Consider the following 22,339-nt stretch of genomic DNA (forward strand, 5'->3'; position numbering starts at 1 on the left):
AAGCAAAAATACATTAGACCATGAAACAGATACTTGTAGTACTAGCATTATTAATTGGAGGTTTTGGATTTTCTCAAGATTCAAAAAAAGCAGAAACCTTACTCAATGAAGTATATGAGACGGTAAATACTTATAATAACATCTCAATAGATTTCAAATATGTTTTAGAAAATTCAAGTGAAAACATAAAACAAGAGACACGAGGTGACGTTGTTATGGAAGGTGATAAATATTTACTTAATATTCTAGGTATCACGAGGTTATTTGATGGCAAAAAACTTTATACCATTAGTCCAGAAGATGAAGAGGTGACTATTTCTTCGGATAATTCTGAGGATGAGAATACGATTACGCCTAGTATGATGTTGTCCTTTTATAAAGATGGCTACACTTATGCTATGGATATTATTCAAGATGTTAGAGGAAGAAAAATTCAGTTTGTAAAGCTTTATCCTATAGATACAAATTCTGAGATTAAAGAAGTATTCCTTGGTATTGATGCTAAAACGAAGCACATATACAGACTTATTGAAGTTGGTAAAAACGGTACAAAAACAACCTTAACTGTTAATTCTTTTAAAACGAACGAACCGATTTCAAAAACCTTATTTACTTTTGACGAAAGTAAGTACAAAGATTATTATATCAATAAGCTAGATTAGGTTAACCACCATTTTATGAAAATATTAGATAGGTATATATTAAAGACCTACCTAAAGACATTTTTGAGCGTGTTTATTATACTCATGTTCATTTTTGTTTTACAGGCAATCTGGTTATATATAGGAGACTTAGCTGGAAAAGACCTAGATACGTTCGTTATCCTTAAGCTTTTACTTTACATTACTCCTACACTTATCCCTTTAATTTTACCACTTACTATCTTATTGGTTTCCATTATGGTTTTTGGGCAATTTGCCGAAAATTATGAATTCGCTGCAATGAAATCCACTGGAATCTCATTGCAACGTGCTATGAGAAGTTTGAGTATTTTTATTGTTTTACTAGGTGTGACTACCTTTATTTTTTCAAATAATGTTATTCCCTGGGCTAATTACAGAGTCTATAACCTTAGAAAGAATATCGCTCAGGTAAAACCTGCTTTAGCAATCACTAAAGGACAGTTTAATGAAATTGGTAATTACAACATTAAAGTACAGGATAAAAGTGGCGATAATGATCAATTTTTGACCAATGTAGTTATTCATAAAAAAGCAAAAAACGGAAAAAACAAAACCGTAATCGTCTCTGAAAGCGGCGAACTTAAAAGTAGTGAAGGTTCCAATATATTGCAATTGATCTTATATAACGGAAATTATTACGAAGAGATCTTTACAAGAAACCCAAGACAATCACAAAAGAAACCTCATGCCAAAAGTTTCTTTGAAGAGTATACCATCAATGTAGATTTAGAAGGCTTAAATGACGTCGATATTAATGATAAAAGTTACGAGAATAGGTATAACATGCTTGATGTTAATGAGCTTAATCATACGATAGATAGTTTATACCAAAAGCGAGATGAAAGCCTAAAAAATTTCGCGAACACACTGTATAATAGAACGTCTTTTCCAACCTTAAATAACAATATGTCTCCAAAAAAAGATTCTGTCTTTAATGGTGACATTTTGAATTTATTTAATGACAAAACAAAAATGCAACTGCTCAATTTAGCAGGCAATACTATAAACAGTACAAAGCAGATTATTAGCACTAATAAGCAAAATTTCTTAGTCAATACGAAATGGCGTAATAAACATGTGCAATCACTTCATGAAAAATATGTATTAGGTTTAGCCTGTATCATATTATTTTTTGTTGGAGCACCTTTGGGCGCCTTAATTAGAAAAGGTGGAATTGGACTACCATTAGTTGTTGCTATTTTACTGTTTTTAACTTATCACTTCATTGGAATTTTCGCCAAAAACAGTTCATTAGATGATTCGTTAAACCCTGTATTAGCCACGTGGTTATCAACTGCTATCATGTTTCCTTTGAGTATTTACTTGACCAGACGAGCAACAAATGACAGGCCTCTATTTGAATCTGAAGGACTTCTAGAACCTTTAAAACGACTCTTTGGAATTAAACGTAAAACACTAACCTATAACACCACGCTCTTAGCAATAGATTCTGATGCTTATACTACGCTCAACAGTTACAATGACAAAAAACTAATAGATGTGGTTAAACATTATCGCCAATATGATTATGGTATTGAATATAAAAACTCAGCACTTTCGATTTTAAACTCTAGAGGAATCACAGAACAAGAATTAAAATTTGGAGGTAATCTTACAGATCACGGTTATGAAGAGTCGTTACGATTAAAGTATTCCTATGAAGAAAACTCTAAACTAGCATTTGTTCTCTATATCATCACACTCATACTAACACTTCCTGGTGCTATATTAAGAAATAATGGCTATCCGCAAATAGGACAAGTTATGCTTATAACTGGTATAGTCGTAGGTGTGTTTTATTTGTTTGCTTTAATAAAATCTTTTATAGATCATTCCAACCTATACAAGCAACTAGGTAAAAAGAACATCTCTAATGCAGTCATGTTTGTCTTGTTAGGAGTGCCAATGTATGTCTTATTCTATTTCCTTCAAAAGAAAAGAATTAGCGAAGACCTAAAAGAGCAGTCTGCAAAGAAGCCAGTAAAAGCTAGTAAAACTAAAATTGTAGATAATGAAGCATTTGAAACTGTGCATTCTGACTACAGGATCTATTCGAAATTTGCATTAATATTCTTCTGTGTTGGTATTGCTTTACTAATACTCTATTTTGCCTTTAGATCAAGTGATCTTGTAGCTGTTACTTCAGCTTCAAAAGAATTAGCGATGGTTTCTGGTGTTCTATTTCTTATCTACGCCGTACTGTCTAACATTAATTTTGGTAAACTATATAATTTGACAAACCACTTAAACCGTTCTAATCATATGTTATGGAACATTATTGGGTTTGTAGTCTATCCTTATGTGTATGTTTTAAGGCGGAATAAAATAGCCAAAGACTTTTCAGCATAGAAAAAATAAGCCATATCTTTGCATTTATAAATAGCATACAATGACAACGAATACAGCACAGCGAACAACCAACATACAATTGAATACTATAGAAGAAGCCATTGAAGATATCAAACAAGGCAAGGTAATTATTGTAGTTGATGATGAAAACAGAGAGAATGAAGGTGATTTTATAGCTGCTGCTGAAGCCGTTACACCCGAAATGATCAATTTCATGGCTATGCATGGTCGTGGATTGATTTGTGCTCCACTTACTGAAGACAGATGTGAAGAACTTGATCTTACCATGATGGTTCAAAATAATACTGTGTTACATCATACACAATTTACTGTATCTGTTGATCTTATAGGTCATGGTTGTACGACTGGTATTTCTGTGCATGATCGTTCTAAAACAATAAAAGCGCTCGTAGACGATACGACGAAACCTCATGACTTAGGCCGTCCTGGACATATTTTTCCTTTGAAAGCCAAAAATGGTGGTGTATTAAGACGTACTGGTCATACCGAAGCTGCTGTAGATTTAGCGCGATTAGCAGGATTTCAACCTGCTGGTATTTTAGTAGAAATATTAAATGAAGATGGTACAATGGCTCGACTTCCTCAATTAATTGAGGTTGCCAAAAAATTTGACCTTAAGCTGATTTCTATTGAAGATTTGGTTGCTTATCGCATGGAGCATGATTCTTTAATTGATAAAAAAGAAGATTTCAACATCGAGACGCGCTTTGGACAATTTAGATTACGAGCATATCAACAAACGACCAATGACCAAATTCATATTGCTTTAACTAAAGGCACTTGGACAAAGGATGAACCTGTATTAACGCGTGTAAATGCTACACTTGTGAATAATGACATCTTAGGAACTTTGACCAATAATGCCGATGAGAAGTTAGACGACATGTTTAAAGTTATTAATACTGAAGGTAAAGGTGCCATCATTTTTATCAATCAGCAAGCACAATCTATGAATCTATTAAAGCGCTTGAGTATTCTAAGAGAAAGCCAAGAAGATGGTAAAGTTGTGAAAGCACCTAGAATTCCAATGGATTCTAAAGATTTCGGAATTGGTGCGCAAATCTTACACGATCTTAATATCCATAAACTAAAACTAATCTCTAACAGTCAGCAAACTAAACGTGTTGGTATGATTGGCTATGGTTTGGAAATTGTAGATTACGTTACCTATTAATTCACAACTATCTTTTTTGAAGCGATACGCTTTCCAGAATAGATTTTTAAAATATACATTCCTGATTCGATATCTGAAATATTAAGTCGTTTTACATCGTCATTTTTTTGTAAGATCAACTTTCCTAAAACATCATATATTTCAATACGATCTACATCAGTATTTGAAGCTATGTTAATATAGTCTGATGCTGGATTGGGTGATACTATAAATTGATTAGCGATTTCATCATCGACACTTAAATTGTTTTGATAAACTCTCACATAATCAATAACCATACTACTTTGCGTAAAATTAGGGTCAATCATTCCCGAAATTCCACCCATTGCAATATTGAGGAGTAAATATTGATCATCATCAAATGGCCATGTACTTGCATCTTTGACAGCTGGATTATACGTATAAAACCCTACACCATCAATTAAAAATGTAATTTGATTAGGAGACCAATTCATAGAATATACATGAAAATCATTGGCGACATCTGCTAACATTTGAGTCGCAGTATTTACCGTATTTCCAAAACTAGATGGTGTATGTATGGCAGTACTAACTTCATTTGTACTATGCAAACCGTGTTCCATGACATCAATTTCACCACAATCTGGCCATGACGTATTCCCAAAACCTTGAGTTTCCCAATACGCACCAGCTTCATTAATATTCTTACCAAGTGTCCAAATGGCTGGCCAAGTGCCTTCGCCAAATGGTAATCTGGCACGAACATCAATACGACCATAAGTAAACGCAAATTTAGAATTAAGTCGCGCCGAAGTATATGCTTTCGTTTCGCCTTGATCTGTAAAATTTTCCTTTATGGCTACAATATTTAGAAATCCGTTGTCTACAAATGAATTTTCTAATCGGTTCGTATAATGTTGCTCCTCTCCATTAAACCAGTTGCCACCTGCAGGTAATTGGGTTTGATGAAACCATTTATTAGAATCTAGTGCACCATTAACATCAAATTCATCAAACCAAACTAAATCTGTATAGATAATATCCAAAGTGTTAGGATCTACAGGTTCGGTGCCATCATCGATATCATCTATTAAGTAGGTTCCAGAAGTGAGTGTTCCTTCATCAATAAAAATTGTTAATCTATTATATGTTCCTAAAGCATTAACTGCAGAACCATCAGAACTATACTGTGCATTAGAAAAATCAAATGTAATCGTTACCCAATTTGAAGGTGAAGGCACATTAAATGTTTCTTTAACTTGAACATCTGGATTTGTACCATTTTCTAATTTCAGTAATATATTATGCTGATTGGGGTCAAATGAGTAAAATGATAAGTTTATAGTTTGTTGAACATCTAAATCTATTGGCTGAATCAAGTCTATATAAAACCCTTGTGAAGCTTCTGAGCCATCATTAAAAAATTGTCCAACGGCATTAGTGCCATCTTGTGGATCTGTATTAAATGAAAAACCACTATTGCCAAACGCAATAAAATTGTCATTTGTATCAGAAAAGTCTATAGGCATCTGTTGCGAGAACAACAGCTGAGACATACATAAAAACAGACCTGCGACATAGTAATAATACTTCATAGATTTTTTTTTGAAATTTATGAAATGTAGCTACTAAGTACTAATTTTTAGCCTATACAATAACACAACAACTGTAGAGAAATGTGTTAAAACTTCTAAATTGATGCTTTAATAGCATCTACCATTTTAGACGCTCTTTGGTTGACTTCATCGTCTGTCCATGACATTTTAATCAAACACGAGATATTTCGACCTATAAAGTGATCGGACTGCTCAAATGTTTGATATTGAAGATTTTCTAGTCCTTTTTTAATTTCCGAAGATAAAGGAAACAACGATTTTTGAGTTTTAAGATGCTCCCATTTTCTTACATAATGCCAGTTATTATCATAATAATGGAAACAAACATCAATGCCACTCTCTTTAAATGCTTTTGAGACCTTTCTTGCACTTTCTAAATCTGGTAAAAAGAAGTTTAAAAAAGCATAGCTCTCTTCTCCTCCTTTGGGTACTGTTCTAAAAGTTACTTCAGGAATTTGAGCAATAGCGTCACGAAGAATTGTGTAATTTTTTTTCTGAATAGCAATAAACTCAGGCAAACGTTTTACCTGTGCTAATCCGACTGCCGCATTTAATTCTGAAATTCTAAAATTATAACCCAAAAAAGGATGGGTTTCTGCGCCTCTATCATTACCTACATGGTCATGACCATGATCACTGTAATGATCTGCATTAATATAATAGTCTTTATTATTGGTGATTACGGCACCACCTTCTCCACAAGTGATTGTTTTTACAAAATCGAAAGAAAAACAACCCAGATCTCCAATACTACCAAGAGGTTTACCATTGTAAGTGCCTCCAATAGCTTGGCAGGCGTCTTCAACAAAAATGAGATTGTGTTTTGTACAAATAGTCTGAACAGCATTTAAATCTCCCATACTACCGCACATTTGCACCATCATAACGGCTTTTGTTTTAGGTGTTATAGCAGCTTCAACGGCTTTAGGGTCTAATGTGAGTGTATCATCAATATCAACTAATACAGGAATAGCGCCAAGCATCATAATGGCTTCGAAACTTGCTACAAAAGTAAATGTAGGCATGATCACCTCATCACCTGCTCCAACGCCTGCAGATGCCAATGCAACAGATACAGCGGCCGTTCCACTAGAAACGAGTTGAACGTGTTTCGTATTAAATGTTGTCGACAATTCTTTTTCTAATGCTTTAGCTTTCCAATGGCCATTTCGCATACCATCAAAACCATAGCGCATCAATACACCATTGTCTAAAACGTCATTAACCTCTTTACGTTCTAGATCACCAAATAATTCAAATCCTGGCATGTGTTAGTTATAAGGTATCGTTCCACAAAGTCAAAAACTTCTCTACTTTTTTCACTGAAAAATCTACGACAAGAGGTTCTTTAATTGTTTTCCCATTACTATCAATTAGTGCAATTCCTGGAGCCCCATTTTGTTTCGTATAGTGAATCCCTAAACGTGCATTTGTAGAGTTTTTATCTGAAACATCTAATTTGAGTAGAATTGACTTTGAAGCAAACTTCTTAAACGTATCAGCATTAAAAAAATTAGCTTTCAATTTCTCAGAAGCTTCTGTTTTTTGGTTATTAGTAACAAAAACCAATATAGGCTTGTTCTGCGTTTCGGCTTGTTTAAGAGCGGCTTCGTTATTTGTGATCCAATTAGATTGATCTTGTGCAGACACTTGAATTGTGAAAGCAACTAGTAAGATAAATAGTATTTTTTTCATAGCAATTTTTAATACGTGCGAATCTTTTCGCGATTAAAGTTGAAACAAATATAGCATAATCAAAAACACATTAAAAGCTTTTAATTACATTTCTATAACTGCTTCATTAACTTGTTTTCTCACTTTTTTAAAATCTGCAAACATATCATCGTCAGCTCTGTAGCCTACTGGTAAAAGTAATACCGATTTAAGATTTTTATCTTTTAAGTTCAATACTCTATCATAATCTGTAGGACTAAAACCTTCCATTGGACAAGAATCAATGTTTTCAATAGCACAAACAGTCATTAAATTTCCTAAAGCAATGTAGGCCTGTTTAGTCGACCATTCCTGACGTTCGTTAACGGTCATATTTTGAATCATTTGCTTAAGATCTTTACGATACGGTTCCAAAATGGTTTCTGGTGTAGATCTAATGTCTTTCACATTATCAAAATGCTCATCAACATCCTGATCTAAAATATCATCTTGAATACAAATCACCAATAAATGTGAGGCTTCTAAAACTTGCTTTTGATGATAAGAGTACTCAACCAAATCTACTCTAACAGCTTCATCTTCAATAATTACCAAGCTAATCGTTTGTAAACCATAAGAGGTTGCTGTTAAGTTAAAAGCTTGTTTTAATATATTGAGCTTGTCTTCAGTAAGTATCTTACTGGGATCAAACTTTTTTGTGGCATAGCGCCATTTCAATTTATCTATAGTAGTCATTGATTACAAATATTTCTGCAAAAATAAGACGAGAATAATCATTAAACATCCTTTGCACAATAAAATAAATCTATAGTTGTATTAAATACTTTAAAAAAAGCTAATTTTTATTTGAAAGAAATAAAAAAGGGTTCTATATTTGCATCCGCATTCAGGGAATACCTGATGAGATACTGGAGAAATGGCAGAGTGGTCGAATGCGGCAGTCTTGAAAACTGTTGAGGGTCACACCTCCGGGGGTTCGAATCCCTCTTTCTCCGCAAAAGAAACCCACAATGAAAATTGTGGGTTTTGTGTTTTCTGTAGCCTATGAAGTTTACTTCAAAGAGGTGGAAGGAAACTCAAAACCTAACAAGCGAAGCGTGGTAAGGGTTTTATGTTTGCCAAAGATTTCCAATTGGGATCATAACAATAATCCCTCTTTCTCCGCAATCAAGCGTTAAGTTTGAAAACAAAAAACCACCAAGTTTTACTTGAGTGGTTTTTTCTTTTTAAAGTATTAGCATTTGCAAAATGCTAAAAGAGGGAACATGAAATAATCCCTCTTTCTCCGCGAAAAAAACCCACAATGAAAATTGTGGATTTTGTGTTTTTAATAAATGTTGAACGTCTAATTTTCATAAGCGACTAAAACAAAAAGCCAACTATGTAAATCATAGTCGGCTTGCTATTAATCAAATATATTAGGGCTGATAGAAAGGGAATTTGATTAATTTCTCTCAAAAGTCAGCATATCTGTACCACCATTACCTCCGCTGATATCGATTAATTCAATTCTAGTTGAGGACGTGGATACAATATCCCAATCGTCATTAAGGTCTTCAAAATTATTGGTTTCTGGTACTGCAAAGAAGATATTAAAATCAATATCATCATCACTACTACTATCATCATTACTATTGCTATCATCTGTTACAGACCAGGTTCCTGTCATTGTAGTGGAGCCATTTGTTGCTACAAGCGAACCATCAGAATTAAAAGTAAAATCATAACCTGTAAAATCTGAAGTTTCATTCTGTCCAGAGTCATTGAAATTGGTTATACGCCAAGTTCCAGACTCAACGGTAGTTTCAATTTGAGCGATTTGCTGACTATTATCGTTTGGGTTTCCATCATCATCGTCTGAACAACTAAACGACATTAATGAAAAGCTTAGTAGTATCAGTACACCAAAATAAAGTCCTTTTTTCATGATTTCTATAGTTTAAGGTTAATATTGTTTTTAAAGTTTTTGAAGTGTTAGTGTATCGGTTCCACCACCGCCTCCACTCACATCTTGAATGACCACTTCTGTACTTGATACAGAAATCACATCCCAGTCGTCATCATTGAACTCTTCAAATGGTAAATCTGTACCAAAATTCAAAGTCATTTGATTGCCTCCACTAAACACAGTCCAAGTACCATTATTAGTTGTAGAACCGTTAGAAGCTGAAACTGATCCATCCATATTAAAGTCTAATTCATAACCTGCATAATTCGCTGTTTGGTCATCGGCATCTTCCATATAAGATGCTACAAACCAGAGACCGTCAACTAAAATTGATGACAAATCATCATTGCCGTTTCCACCATCAAAAGGTGTTCTTTCAAAGGTTAGGAAGTCTTCCGAACCATCTCCACCACTGATATCTTTTAATCTAATAATGTCGTTTGTAACTTCCAGAACGTCCCAATCATCGGCAAGTTCATCTAGCGGAATACTTGTTCCGAAGTTTAAGTTAAGTCCGAGTGGTGTGTTGTCACCTGATGTTGTTGACCAAGAACCATTGGTAGTTCCACTCATATCTGTTGCAGTTGCCGTATTGTCTGATGCAAAATTGAATACATAGTCTATAAAGTCTGTTGTCTCGTCTGTATCATCGAAGAAGTAAGTGATATACCAATCGCCATTAGTTAGAGCAGTAACTAAAGCTGAATCGTCAACACCTCCATCACTCGAGCAATCGCTCTCAAAACGTAAGCGATCATCACCTAATCTTAGGTCGACCTTCACCTCACCAGGCTCTTGTTCTATTTCGTGTAAGTTCCATGTATCATTAAAATCTGGTAATCCTGTTACGTTAATTATTACTGAAATATTATTACCAGAACCTGAGGCGTCCCATGTACCATTAAATGTATTTATTCCTTGAGTAACTAGAATTGTTCCATCATTATTGAATTCAAATACGTAGCCTACATAGTTATCTTCAAGATCATCATCATTGCGTTCTAATTTATCAACTGTCCATTCTGAACAATCAGCAAACACAGTATCAAGATCACTAGTCGTACAATTATCACAATCATCATCATCAAAATCGTTATCATCATCTTCATCACAACTATTATCTGCGGTTTCAATCGCTAAGGTCAACTCTTGTATAGTATTGATTGTTTGCGTCATTCCATCGGGATAAATAACTGTAAGCGGAAAACTTATTGTAACCGCTGCATACTCATCCAAGTCATCGATAAAATCGTACATATCATTATCATTATTAATCGTAATTGAATTAATCAAATCGTTATTTTCATCAAAAATTGAAGCCGTTATAGGATATTGAAAATCGATGCACTCGATGTCATCATCATCCTCATTTTCACCAAGGCAATTGGCTGTAAGTGCCGCCAATTCACTGTCTGAGTTTACCACAACAGTTGAAAAATCAGATAGTATTACTGTAATTGGATAAGAAATGACAACAGAATCTACATCATCATCAAAAAGATCGATAATGTCTTCAATATCTTCATAGCCATCATCATCATTTATGACGAGTTCAATGCCGTTAACTGTTACTGTAACAGGCAATTCAACACTTAAACAACTTGCATTGTCAATGATATTATCGTTAGAGCCGTCATTAGTTGCAACATTACTCATTAAGACTGCTATCGGTGAATTAGCTTCGATAGTTTCTTCAACGGGTGGATCAATGCTTAGATCATCTTCTGTTCTGCACGAAGTAGTGCTTAAAAAAATTCCTAATAATATTAGTAGGATTGGTTTCAATGTTTTCATGATTATTTCTTTTTTATTTAGACTGTCAATTGATATTAAAGGACTCTTTTTAAAATGAATTAAACTATCTCCTTTATTCTTAAAACAACTCATTTGTATAATGTCCCAAAAAATATTTTATTTATCTTATGGCATTGGAAATTAAAAGCATGATAAAAATCATCGCTTTATGAAATTTATATATTTAGTTTTGCTTGTATCTGTTTAACATCTAAAAAAAATATCATTGTCGAAATCCCTACATCAAAATATCTGTGATAAATTCCGCTTCTCCAAACTCTATGAGAAGTATGCTCAAAGTTTGAGCAATATCCTATATTACAAGTATGGTGATTTACTAAATCCTGCCGACAAAGTTCAAGATGCATTTATTAAACTATGGGAGAATTGTGCTAAGGTGACGCCAGAAACTGCTAAATCTTATTTGTATACAATAGCAAACAATATGATGCTCAATGAAGTGAAACATCAAAAAGTAGTTTTAAAATACCAACAGGTCAAACCAAAGGATTACACTAATGAATCTCCTGAATTTGTACTGAGAAAAAAAGAGTTTTTAAAACGCTATGAGGCTGTATTATCGAACTTAAAGGAGGAAGAAAGAACAGCCTTTTTACTGAGTAAAATAGATGGCAAAACACATAAAGAAATTGCAGAGATTATGGGAGTGACTAAAAAAATCACCGAGCATCGCATATATGCTGCCTTTAATAAACTTAAGGATCAATTAGTTGAACTTAGAAAAAAATAATCTTGGGACTTCTTAATCTTTAGTTGTTTTAATATTAGAACATGACGTGATGGATAAAGAATACATTATTAAAAAATGGTTACAAAATGACTTATCTCCAATTGAGAGAGCTCATTTTGATTCTCTTGATGATACCGAGCTTTATGAAGAAATCATTCAAGAAGCACAACGATTTAAAGGTGATGCTCATGCTAAAGTTGATTCATTTGAAGTATTAGATAAAAAATTAGGTCCCAAAAAAAGTGCCTCAACTCATTGGATAAAGGTTGTTTCAAGCATAGCAGCTATTCTTATTGCTGGTTTCGCTCTATTTACATTAATCAATAAAGATCAAATAACTTCGTATAAAACTGATTTAGCTCAAAACGAAACCATAACCTTACCAGATAACTCAATTGTTAACCTAAATGAATTATCAGAGCTAGAATACATTAATACTGATTGGAATAAGAATAGGTCATTAGATCTTAGTGGTGAGGCTTTCTTCGACGTGGAAAAAGGAAACCAATTTGAAGTGAATACCAATTTTGGTAAAGTTAGTGTTTTAGGTACCGAGTTTAATGTATTATCTCGTGATAGTATTTTTAAAGTGTCTTGTTATGAAGGCATGGTTCAAGTGACTTACAACAATACTGATGTTAAATTACCTGCTGGTACAGAGTTTATATTAACATCAGGGAAAGGCTTAAAATCGAACATTTCTATTGCTGAGCCATTTTGGTTAAAGAATATGAGTGTCTTTGAAAATGCAACATTGAAAAATGTCATTTTAGAGTTAGAAAAGCAATATAATATTAAAGTGCATTTTCAACTAGATAAGACTTTGAACTTTACTGGTGCTTTTGAACATAACAATCTTGAAAACGCTTTAAAATCTATTACACAACCCCTTGATTTGACCTACACCATCAAGAACAACAATGTGGTCATTATAAGGCATGTGCAAGACTAGCTCATACATACTGCTACTTATTTTTTGCTTGTCATTCTTTACTGCACAGGGTCAAAGCACAGCGTCTAAAATTCCAATTTCCGATGTACTAGAACAAATCACTAAAACACATTCGATTAAATTTAATTATGAGAGCAGTCTCTTAAAAGATATTTTTGTAATACCTATATCAAAAGAGTTAAGCTTAAATTCAAAAATCAGGAATCTTGAAAAGCAAACTAATCTAGTTTTTGAAAGGGTTAGTGATTTTGTATATAGCATTACTCGAGCTATACGGTTTTGCGGCTATATAAAAGATTCTGAATTACAAGAACCACTTTCTGGAGCCACCATTAATGGCAAGTTTGCTTATGCCGTAACTGATGAGAATGGGTATTTCGATATAGAACTAAAATCATTAAATGAAGTATTAACCATTAGACATATTGGATTCAAGACTATTGAACGTCAAGTAAGGTTTTTCAATTTAGAGGATTGTGAAACGATTTCTATGTTAATTCAACAAGAAATTATAGCACCTGTCCTTATAGAAACCTACTTGGTTAGAGGTATTGACAAAAGGCAAGATTGGACGACCTCAATCGACTACAAACGCTTTAGCCTTTTACCAGGTCTAATTGAATCAGATGTGCTTCAAACCGTTCAAGCACTACCAGGTATTTTAAGTGTTGATGAAACGGTTTCGAACATCAATATTAGAGGCGGCTCTCATGACCAAAACTTGATACTTTGGGATGATATTAAAATGTATCAGACTGGACATTTCTTCGGACTTATATCTAGCTTTAATCCGTTAATGACCCAAACAGCGAACGTCATCAATAATGGTACAGATGTAGCATTAACCGATGGTGTCTCGGGGACAATTCATATGCAAACCGATAAGCAAATCGATTCAAAATTCAATGGTGTTTTCGGTCTTAATTTTATAAATGCAGAAGTGTTTTCAAATATTCCAATAGGAAATAAGTCTTCACTTCAAATCGCATCCAGAAAATCTTTGGATGATTTTGTAAGAACACCTACTTATGATGTTTATTTTGATAGAGTGACTCAAGATACAGAAGCCCAAAATAATGTTTCAAATGTTACTAATTCTAATCAAGAATTTGATTTTTATGATGCTTCATTGCGATGGTTATACCAGCCTACAGATAGAGATTTTATAAGATTAAATTTTATTCTTATCAATAACGATTTAAGCTTCAATGAAACTGCTAATATTAATGGTATATCAAGAACCAGACGCAGTAATATTTCTCAAAATAGTCTTGCTGTTGGTCTCAATTATAAAAGACAATGGAGCGAGAAACTGTTCTCATCCATTAACATTTACAATAGTGAATATAAGCTTGAAGCATTAAACGCAGACGTACTTAGTAATCAGCTACAGTTACAAGAAAACATTGTTTCTGAAACAAGCGTCTTATTTAATAATTTATATGAACAAAATCAATGGCGATTTAACCTTGGCTATCAGTTTACTGAAACAGAAGTTATCAATTTAAATGACATTGATTTACCTCGGTTTGTTAGACGTGACGAAGAAATCCTTAGAGAACATAGCGCTTTTGGTCAGGTTTGGTATAAAAATCCTAATAATGACTTTTCCATAAGAGGTGGTGTAAGAGCAAATTATTTAACTCGGTTTGAAAAGTTGATTATTGAGCCAAGATTAAGCATTAGAAAATCGATTGGAGAATTCATTGACATTGAAGCACAAGGCGAATTTAAACATCAAAGTACCTCGCAAATTGTTAATTTCCAAAATGATTTTCTAGGTATTGAGAAAAGGCGTTGGCAGTTAACAGATAACGATAGTATTCCTGTGTTACAGAGCAAACAGGCATCAATCGGAATACTGTATAAAAATAATGGTTGGCTTTTAGATGCTAAAGGCTATTATAAGATGATTGATGGTATAACTACACAAAGCCAAAGCTTTACAACCAAATATGAGTTTGCAAAAGAAAAAGGCAGCTATGATGCCTTTGGTTTTGAATTCCTATTTAAGAAGACATTTAGTAATTTTAATAGTTGGCTAAGTTATTCATACATAAATAACACCTATACCTTCGAAGTCCTTGAAGAGATTGAATTTCCTAGTAATTTTGATATTACACATTCTATAACTCTTGGCACTACGTATAGCGACACATCTTGGAACATATCAGCAGGAGTTAATTACAGAACAGGTAAGCCCACTTCAATTCCTTTGAGTGACGACGAAATTGATAATGATGATGATGTAAATTTCGATGAAGCCAATAATGAAAGGTTATTAGATTATATCAGAATTGATGCTTCAGCAATTTACAAGTTCAAATTAAGTGATGCTTTAAGGTCAGAAATCGGTGCATCTATCTGGAATATTTCAAATAGAGAAAATTCAATTAACAACTATTACAGAGTTAACAATGACACTGTAAATAGATTCTCTAGGTTTTCCTTAGGGCTTACTACTAACGCAGTAATACGAATTTATTTTTAAAAACAACCTAATAGCTAACACAGTAGTTATTATTAAAACTTACTATTATGAAACATTTTTATCTTATTTCATTTTTATTGTTTACAACTTTAATACAAAGTCAAACAATTAACTTTTCAGATATTGAGTTAAAAAATAAACTTCTATCAGCAAGTTCAGCAAACTATGTTGCAATTGATAATAATGGAAGTAGTGTACAAATCGACACCAATGCTGACAACGAAATTGATGTAACAGAGGCATCAGTAATTTATGAACTAGATATTAGTTCAAGTAATATAACTGATCTTACTGGACTTGAAAACTTTGTCAGTTTAACGCGATTGGAAATAAACTTAAATAATATTTCCACTTTTGACGGAACGGCATTCACTAACTTAGAGTATCTCAATTTTAGCAATAATAGTTTAACTACAACAAATCTAACAGGTCTCTCTAATCTTCAAATTTTCTGGGCATTTGGAAATCCATTTAGCACTATTGATGTGAGCAGTCTTAGTTCATTAGATATATTAGACATCAGCTACTGTGACAACCTTACTAATTTAGATGTGAGTAACTTAACAACTTTAAGGGATTTATCCTGCACCAGTAATGATTTGATGACAACATTGAATCTAAGTGGATGCACAGCACTAGAAGATCTAAACTGTCAGTATGGTGCTCTAACAAGTTTGGATTTAAGCGGTCTTTCTAACTTGTCAACATTGTTTGCCGAAAATAATAGCATCACAACTATTGATGTAACTGGAGCAGTTAGTTTAGGGAACTTAAATATTGCATTTAATCAAGTTTCTTCTTTAACAGTACATGATTTACCTGTCTTACAATCCATTAGTGCCAGTGGAAATATGATTAATAATCTCGATATACAAAACTGTCCATTATTCTTTACGTTAGTAATGGAAGATAATCAATTAAGCACACTTGATTTATCAAATGTTCCTAATACAACCATAGTTGAAGTAGAAAACAATCTTATTGAAAACCTGATATTAGCAGACAATAATGAAATTGTCCAAATTGGATTATCAAATAACCTTTTAACTGAAATAGATTTAAACAGTTGTACTAATTTAAATTGGGGTTCTTTCAACAATAACCCAAGTTTAGAATCCATCCTTCTTAAAAATAGTAGTCAAGAATCTCTTTTTAATATTAATATAAATAATCTTCCAAACTTACAGTATGTGTGCGCAGATGATTTTCAATTGAATGCTGTTCAAAGTTGGTTAGCTAGTAATGGTTATAATAATGTGAATATAAACACCTACTGCTCTTTTACTCCAGGTGGTGAGTTTTATGCAGTTCAGGGTCAATCTCAATTTGATTTTAATAGTGACGGATGTTCAGCAACAGACACAATGGTTCCTTTTATGACCTATACCATTAGTGATGGTATCACCGATGGTATGGGAGTTGCTGATAGTACTGGAGTTTATAATATTCCCATACAGGCTGGAAGCTATACCATTACACCTACATCTTTTGACCTTTCCCTTTTTGATGTTATACCAGAGAGTTTTACTGTAAGTTTCCCTCAAGAGAGTAGTCCATTTGTTCAAGATATCTGTATCGTACCAAACTCTACGGTAAATAATCTAGAAGTTATATTAGCTCCATTAACGCCAGCTAGACCAGGATTTGATTCAGATTATCAATTATTGGTAAAAAATACTGGTAATCAAATTTCTAGTGGAGATATCACATTGATTTACCAAGAAGATTTTATAACTTTTTTAAACTCAGACTTACCTTTTGACATTTCGACCAGTAATAGTTGTACTTGGAACTTTACTAATTTAGAACCTTTTCAATCTTTTGCTATAAATTTAACTTTCAATATAAACCCTCCTACCGACCCTAATTTTCCCGTAAATATAGATGATTTCTTAACATTTGAAGCTATAGCAGCTCCAATTGTGGATGATATCAATCCTGACAATAATACTTTTACACTGAATCAAACCGTAGTTGGTTCATTTGACCCCAATGATATATTATGTTTACAAGGAGAAAACATCTTTTTAGATGACGTTGGAAAAGATGTTCACTATCGTATTCGTTTCGAAAATACTGGTACGTTCCCTGCCCAAAATATAGTAGTAGAAAATATAATTGACACCCAAAAATTCAATTTATCTTCCTTACAAGTTACGAATGGTAGCCACGAGTTCGTAACTCGAATAACTGGAAACAAAGTCGAATTCATTTTTGAAGACATAAACTTACCATTTGATGATGCTAATAATGATGGATTTATTATTTATAAAATTGAGACTCTCCCAACGCTAGAAATAGGTGATACATTCTTTAATAGTGCAAATATTTATTTTGACTTTAATTTTCCTATTGAAACCAATAATTACATTACTACAGTAACTGAAGACAATTTAAGTATAAACGATTTTGAATTGTCTAATGATATAAGTCTTCACCCAAATCCAGTTAAAGATGATTTAAACTTCATAACAGAATTAAGTATTGAAAAAATTAAAATATATAATTTACTTGGGAAGCTAATACAAGAAATTACACCGAGTCAAAACAGTCATAAAATTAATGTCTCACATTTAACCGATGGAGTTTATTTTATCAATTTTAATTCTGAAAACAAGAATATTATTAAAAAAATTATTAAAATTTAAATCACAGAACTTAAAATAGTTAATTCAAACTAATAAAATAAATACCTTTATAATGCTGTAAATGGATTTTCAAGATTTTCATTGGGCTTGACTACAAATGCCGTGGTACGTGTCTATTTTTAAAATAACGTTTTGGATAAATAAATCAAATAACGCTTATTGCTCAAATAAGAGACCACGTAAAAAACTGTTTTATTAATAATTAATAGCATGAGCAATATCATTTCTTAGATATCACATTATAAATAGATTTGCTCTATATAACATTTAGTAATAGAACATGAAAGTATTAATCTATAGTGCCAAAGATTTTGAGATTCCATATTTAATACAAGCCAATAATAAAAAGCATACATTGAGCTTTACAGAAGAGGCCTTATCATCTGAAACAGCCATGAAAGCTGTAGGCTATGATGCTATTTCAATATTTTCGGCAGATGAAGCTTGTTTTATCACTATCGAAAAGCTTAAGGATTTCGGTATAAAATATATAACACTTAGATCGGTTGGTTACGATAATGTTAACTTAAGAACTGCTAAACGATTACATATAAAAGTTGCTAATGTACCTGCCTATTCGCCGTATGCTATTGCCGAACACGCAGTCGCTCTGTTGCAAACACTAAACAGAAAGCTAATTGAATCCAATTTTAGAGTCAATCACTATAATTTTAACCTCAATGGTCTTGTTGGTTTTGATCTCAACCAAAAGACCGTCGGTATCATTGGCACAGGAAAAATTGGCTCTGTCATGAGTCGGATAATGTATGGTTTTGGTTGTACCTTATTAGGCTATGACATTGAAGAAAATGTAGTATTGAAAGAACGATATAATATGCGCTACACTACGTTAAAGGAATTATGTAATCAAGCAGATATTATCTCTTTACATCTTCCTTTAAATACCGAAACCCATCAACTTATTAATGACGATTTAATTTCTGAAATGAAAGATGGAGTTATTCTTATCAATACTGCAAGAGGTGCTATTATCAATACAGAAGATGTCATAGAAGGTCTTAAAAACAAAAAGATTGGTGCTCTAGGTATGGATGTTTATGAAAATGAAAAAAGCATATTCTTTAAAAACCGGTCTCAAGAATTACCTAATGACGATCTCCTTCTGAAATTAAATGCCATGCCAAATGTTCTAATAACGGGACATCATGCATTCTTAACCGAAGAAGCACTCACAAATATTGCAGAGACCACTATCTACAATTTAAATTGCTGGGATTCTGGTAAAGACACCGAAAATGAATTAACTAATTAATTTATTTTCAGTCCCAACAATTGGGTAACCGATTCTAGATAGCACACGTTTTGCATTGTCGAAATCGTAATGGGTTTGATAATTAAAAGAGGTTGTATTAGCTTCAATATTCACATCAACATCACCAATATGTTTTACCTGAGATAATGCATTAATTATGTTCTTTTACAACCACAACTCTTCAGGTTTTCTATATGAACTGTTGCTCTCATGATATAATTTTTCGATCCTTAAACTAGTTGAAATACTCTACTAATGAAATGATATTCATCAGTATTAATAGCTGACACAAATCATTTGACACACCAGAGCTTAACCATACATTTGAATTGAATATTACCGATTTATATGTTGGGATTCAAATCTATAAACGCACAACTAAAAGCCTTTCTAATTGAAATTGGAGAGCTTTCATACTTCACTTCAAGATTTTTAAAGGAAGCGTTTAAACGTCCTTTTGAATTCAAAGAATTACTAAAGCAATGCTATAATATGGGCAACCGTTCTCTCCTATTGGTTGGAATTACTGGTTTTATTATTGGATTGGTATTGACCTTGCAAACAAGACCAACGTTGACTGAGTTTGGTGCTGTATCATGGATGCCATCAATGGTTGGTATTTCGATAGTGAGAGAAATAGGACCTATTATAACGGCTTTAGTTTGTGCTGGTAGAATAGGGTCTGGAATTGGTGCCGAATTAGGTTCAATGCGTGTAACGGAACAAATCGACGCCATGGAAGTTTCTGGTACAAATCCATTTAAATACTTAGTCGTTACTAGAGTTTTGGCCGTTACACTAATGCTACCTTTATTAGTGATTTTGGGCGATGCTATTGCTTTATTTGGTTCTTATTTAGTTGAACATGTAAAAGGCAATGTATCATTTACGCTCTTTTTTAACCAGGTATTTGATTCGCTTGAATTTGGTGATATCGTACCTGCAACAGTAAAATCTTTCTTTTTTGGCTTAGCCATAGGAATCGTTGGCTGTTTTAAAGGATATTACTGTAAAAAAGGAACCGCTGGTGTTGGAAAAGCAGCGAACTCTGCTGTGGTATTTACCTCGTTGCTACTATTTGTAATTGATTTCATTGCAGTTTTTGTAACCGATATATTTTACGATCTATGATTGAGAAAAAAAACATATCGACCCAAGATATAGTGCTTCACATCAAAGATTTACATAAAAGCTTTGGCGATAATCATGTACTTAACGGATTTAACATGCAATTATACCAAGGTGAGAACTTAGTCATTATGGGAAAATCGGGATCGGGAAAATCGGTTATGATTAAATGCTTAGTAGGATTAATGGAAGCCGATAGTGGTTCTATTTCTGTTATGGGTAATGACATTACCAAATTAGATCAAGAAGCACTTGATATTTTAAGAGCAGATATTGGCTTCCTTTTTCAAGGTAGTGCTTTGTACGATTCTATGACTGTAAGAGAAAATTTAGAGTTTCCTTTACGTCGGCACACAAAGAAATTTGGAGAAGCTATTGATACTCAAACTCTAGTTATAGAAGCCCTAGAGAATGTTGGATTAGTTGATGCCATAGACTTAATGCCATCGGAATTATCTGGAGGTATGAAACGACGAATTGCATTAGCGAGAACACTAATCTTACAGCCAAAAATCATTTTATATGATGAACCCACTAGCGGATTAGATCCTATTACCGCTAAAGAGATCATCATTTTAATGCAAGACATTCAGAAAAAATACAACACCTCTTCACTCATCATTACGCATGATGTAGATTGTGCTAGAGTGATTGCAGATAGAATGATACTACTTATAGATGGAACAAATTATGCCGTTGGCACTTTTAATGAATTATCAAACCAAGAAGATCCAAAAATAAAAGCCTTCTTTAAACACTGAACGATTATGAAACATTCAAACGCACAGAAACTACGATTAGGCACATTTGTTATTATTAGCACGATTATTTTCATTGTCGCTGTATACCTCATAGGACAACGCCAGAACATGTTTAATAAAACATTTACAATAAGTGCTTACTTTCAAAATGTAAATGGGCTACAAAAAGGAAATAATGTAAGATACTCTGGTATTGACATTGGGACGGTTAAAGACATTACCATGATTAATGATTCTACTATAAAAGTAGATATGAATATCCAAGAAAAAATTATCTCTCATATTAAAAAAAATGGTATTGCAACAATTGGATCCGATGGTTTGGTTGGTAATATGATCGTAAACATTGTTCCTGGTAAAGGCCATTCAGAAATAATAAGTAATGGAGATATTATTGAATCCTACAGTAAAATTGGAGCTGATGATATTTTAAGCACATTAAGCGTAAGTTCTGAAAATGCAGCCATACTCACAGCCGACCTCCTAAAGATTACCAATGCCATGACCGAAGGAAAAGGAACATTAGGTGTATTACTTAATGATACTATCATGGCCAAAGAACTACAGCAATCTGTTACTAATCTCAAAATAGCAAGCTATGGTGCAACAAAATCAATCACAGATCTCAACAACATTATATCCTCACTAAAGACAAATGACAATACTGTTTTAGGCATGTTAATTAATGATTCTATTTCAGGAAAAAAACTAAAATCTATTGTAAATAACCTCGAATCTTCTAGTATAGAGATAGAAAAAGTTGTTGGTAATATTAATACAGTAGTTGATGATTTTAATTCAAGTGAAGGTGCTTTCAACTACATTATAAAGGACTCTTCATTGGTAAATAATTTGAAATCTACCTTAAAAAACATTAACGAAGGTACAGACAAATTCAACCAAAACATGGAAGCTTTAAAGCATAACTTCCTAACGCGAGGTTATTTTAGGAAACTAGAACGTCAGGAAAAGAAGGAAGCAAACAATACAAAAGATTAGATCATGAAAATAGAACACCTCGAAGAACGCGTTACAGATTACAAAAACTATATTAATCTGTTTCAAGATCTAGATAAATAAAGAAAAGCCGAGCATCTCATAAGAAATGCTCGGCT

General features: G+C 33.1%; 17 protein-coding genes and 1 tRNA gene. 12 read left to right on the forward strand and 6 right to left on the reverse strand.

The features are described 5' to 3' along the window. Nucleotides 1-20 precede the first annotated feature (20 nt). The 3 genes from Q0783_RS11335 to ribB are packed head-to-tail and all read left to right on the forward strand — an operon-like array spanning nt 21 to nt 4,227. Nucleotides 21-662 (forward strand): outer membrane lipoprotein carrier protein LolA, encoded by a 642-nt coding sequence (locus Q0783_RS11335; RefSeq protein ID WP_298895229.1) that lies wholly within the window; start codon nt 21-23, stop codon nt 660-662. 15 nt (nt 663-677) lie between these two features. Further along, complete coding sequence (locus Q0783_RS11340; protein ID WP_298895230.1) at nt 678-3,032, forward strand: LptF/LptG family permease; 2,355 nt, start codon at nt 678-680, stop codon at nt 3,030-3,032. A 40-nt stretch (nt 3,033-3,072) separates the two neighbouring features. After that, nucleotides 3,073-4,227: a 3,4-dihydroxy-2-butanone-4-phosphate synthase gene (gene ribB, locus Q0783_RS11345; protein WP_298759329.1), complete on the forward strand. Its 1,155-nt coding sequence runs from the start codon at nt 3,073-3,075 to the stop codon at nt 4,225-4,227. Here the strand turns inward: ribB and Q0783_RS11350 are convergent. The 4 genes from Q0783_RS11350 to Q0783_RS11365 form a co-directional block, all read right to left on the reverse strand. Further along, on the reverse strand, nt 4,224-5,783 hold the full coding sequence (locus Q0783_RS11350) for a family 16 glycosylhydrolase (protein ID WP_298895231.1): 1,560 nt from the start codon (nt 5,781-5,783) through the stop codon (nt 4,224-4,226). The genes ribB and Q0783_RS11350 overlap by 4 nt on opposite strands. Nucleotides 5,784-5,878: 95 nt before the next feature. Further along, nucleotides 5,879-7,072 (reverse strand): DegT/DnrJ/EryC1/StrS family aminotransferase, encoded by a 1,194-nt coding sequence (locus tag Q0783_RS11355; protein ID WP_298895233.1) that lies wholly within the window; start codon nt 7,070-7,072, stop codon nt 5,879-5,881. A 7-nt stretch (nt 7,073-7,079) separates the two neighbouring features. Continuing rightward, on the reverse strand, nt 7,080-7,499 hold the full coding sequence (locus Q0783_RS11360; RefSeq protein ID WP_298759320.1) for a thioredoxin family protein: 420 nt from the start codon (nt 7,497-7,499) through the stop codon (nt 7,080-7,082). An 84-nt stretch (nt 7,500-7,583) separates the two neighbouring features. Continuing rightward, on the reverse strand, nt 7,584-8,213 hold the full coding sequence (locus Q0783_RS11365) for an NAD(P)H-dependent oxidoreductase (protein ID WP_298895235.1): 630 nt from the start codon (nt 8,211-8,213) through the stop codon (nt 7,584-7,586). Between the two features lie 175 nt (nt 8,214-8,388). Between Q0783_RS11365 and Q0783_RS11370 the strand changes: the two genes are divergently transcribed. Next, nucleotides 8,389-8,473: transfer RNA gene (locus Q0783_RS11370), tRNA-Ser, on the forward strand. 449 nt (nt 8,474-8,922) lie between these two features. On the opposite strand, the gene Q0783_RS11375 is transcribed toward Q0783_RS11370, so the two are convergent. Together Q0783_RS11375 and Q0783_RS11380 are read right to left on the reverse strand one after the other, a co-directional pair. Then, complete coding sequence (locus Q0783_RS11375) at nt 8,923-9,405, reverse strand: hypothetical protein (protein WP_298895237.1); 483 nt, start codon at nt 9,403-9,405, stop codon at nt 8,923-8,925. A 30-nt stretch (nt 9,406-9,435) separates the two neighbouring features. Further along, complete coding sequence (locus Q0783_RS11380; RefSeq protein ID WP_298895239.1) at nt 9,436-11,220, reverse strand: hypothetical protein; 1,785 nt, start codon at nt 11,218-11,220, stop codon at nt 9,436-9,438. A gap of 226 nt (nt 11,221-11,446) precedes the next feature. Between Q0783_RS11380 and Q0783_RS11385 the strand changes: the two genes are divergently transcribed. The 8 genes from Q0783_RS11385 (at nt 11,447) to Q0783_RS11420 (ending at nt 22,223) form a co-directional block, all read left to right on the forward strand. Continuing rightward, nucleotides 11,447-11,971: an RNA polymerase sigma factor gene (locus Q0783_RS11385; RefSeq protein ID WP_298895241.1), complete on the forward strand. Its 525-nt coding sequence runs from the start codon at nt 11,447-11,449 to the stop codon at nt 11,969-11,971. A 49-nt stretch (nt 11,972-12,020) separates the two neighbouring features. Beyond that, nucleotides 12,021-12,923: a FecR family protein gene (locus tag Q0783_RS11390; RefSeq protein ID WP_298895243.1), complete on the forward strand. Its 903-nt coding sequence runs from the start codon at nt 12,021-12,023 to the stop codon at nt 12,921-12,923. Between the two features lie 28 nt (nt 12,924-12,951). Then, nucleotides 12,952-15,414 (forward strand): TonB-dependent receptor, encoded by a 2,463-nt coding sequence (locus Q0783_RS11395; protein ID WP_298895245.1) that lies wholly within the window; start codon nt 12,952-12,954, stop codon nt 15,412-15,414. Between the two features lie 47 nt (nt 15,415-15,461). Beyond that, on the forward strand, nt 15,462-18,062 hold the full coding sequence (locus Q0783_RS11400) for a T9SS type A sorting domain-containing protein (RefSeq protein ID WP_298895247.1): 2,601 nt from the start codon (nt 15,462-15,464) through the stop codon (nt 18,060-18,062). Between the two features lie 280 nt (nt 18,063-18,342). Further along, on the forward strand, nt 18,343-19,335 hold the full coding sequence (locus Q0783_RS11405; protein WP_298759269.1) for a 2-hydroxyacid dehydrogenase: 993 nt from the start codon (nt 18,343-18,345) through the stop codon (nt 19,333-19,335). A gap of 348 nt (nt 19,336-19,683) precedes the next feature. Continuing rightward, nucleotides 19,684-20,466: an ABC transporter permease gene (locus Q0783_RS11410; protein ID WP_298759265.1), complete on the forward strand. Its 783-nt coding sequence runs from the start codon at nt 19,684-19,686 to the stop codon at nt 20,464-20,466. After that, on the forward strand, nt 20,463-21,224 hold the full coding sequence (locus Q0783_RS11415) for an ATP-binding cassette domain-containing protein (protein ID WP_298895250.1): 762 nt from the start codon (nt 20,463-20,465) through the stop codon (nt 21,222-21,224). The genes Q0783_RS11410 and Q0783_RS11415 overlap by 4 nt, the downstream gene beginning before the upstream one ends. 6 nt (nt 21,225-21,230) lie before the next feature. After that, complete coding sequence (locus tag Q0783_RS11420) at nt 21,231-22,223, forward strand: MlaD family protein (protein ID WP_298895252.1); 993 nt, start codon at nt 21,231-21,233, stop codon at nt 22,221-22,223. Nucleotides 22,224-22,339 lie beyond the last annotated feature (116 nt).

Origin of the sequence: uncultured Psychroserpens sp. (assembly GCF_947500255.1) — a bacterium.
Classification (GTDB): Bacteria; Bacteroidota; Bacteroidia; order Flavobacteriales; family Flavobacteriaceae; genus Psychroserpens.

Coding starts and splice junctions, on each gene's coding strand:
- Q0783_RS11335 (WP_298895229.1), top strand. CDS start 21: ATGAAACAGATACTTGTAGTACTAGCATTATTAATTGGAGGTTTTGGA.
- Q0783_RS11340 (WP_298895230.1), top strand. CDS start 678: ATGAAAATATTAGATAGGTATATATTAAAGACCTACCTAAAGACATTT.
- ribB (WP_298759329.1), top strand. CDS start 3,073: ATGACAACGAATACAGCACAGCGAACAACCAACATACAATTGAATACT.
- Q0783_RS11350 (WP_298895231.1), bottom strand. CDS start 5,783: ATGAAGTATTATTACTATGTCGCAGGTCTGTTTTTATGTATGTCTCAG.
- Q0783_RS11355 (WP_298895233.1), bottom strand. CDS start 7,072: ATGCCAGGATTTGAATTATTTGGTGATCTAGAACGTAAAGAGGTTAAT.
- Q0783_RS11360 (WP_298759320.1), bottom strand. CDS start 7,499: ATGAAAAAAATACTATTTATCTTACTAGTTGCTTTCACAATTCAAGTG.
- Q0783_RS11365 (WP_298895235.1), bottom strand. CDS start 8,213: ATGACTACTATAGATAAATTGAAATGGCGCTATGCCACAAAAAAGTTT.
- Q0783_RS11375 (WP_298895237.1), bottom strand. CDS start 9,405: ATGAAAAAAGGACTTTATTTTGGTGTACTGATACTACTAAGCTTTTCA.
- Q0783_RS11380 (WP_298895239.1), bottom strand. CDS start 11,220: ATGAAAACATTGAAACCAATCCTACTAATATTATTAGGAATTTTTTTA.
- Q0783_RS11390 (WP_298895243.1), top strand. CDS start 12,021: ATGGATAAAGAATACATTATTAAAAAATGGTTACAAAATGACTTATCT.
- Q0783_RS11400 (WP_298895247.1), top strand. CDS start 15,462: ATGAAACATTTTTATCTTATTTCATTTTTATTGTTTACAACTTTAATA.
- Q0783_RS11405 (WP_298759269.1), top strand. CDS start 18,343: ATGAAAGTATTAATCTATAGTGCCAAAGATTTTGAGATTCCATATTTA.
- Q0783_RS11410 (WP_298759265.1), top strand. CDS start 19,684: ATGTTGGGATTCAAATCTATAAACGCACAACTAAAAGCCTTTCTAATT.
- Q0783_RS11415 (WP_298895250.1), top strand. CDS start 20,463: ATGATTGAGAAAAAAAACATATCGACCCAAGATATAGTGCTTCACATC.
- Q0783_RS11420 (WP_298895252.1), top strand. CDS start 21,231: ATGAAACATTCAAACGCACAGAAACTACGATTAGGCACATTTGTTATT.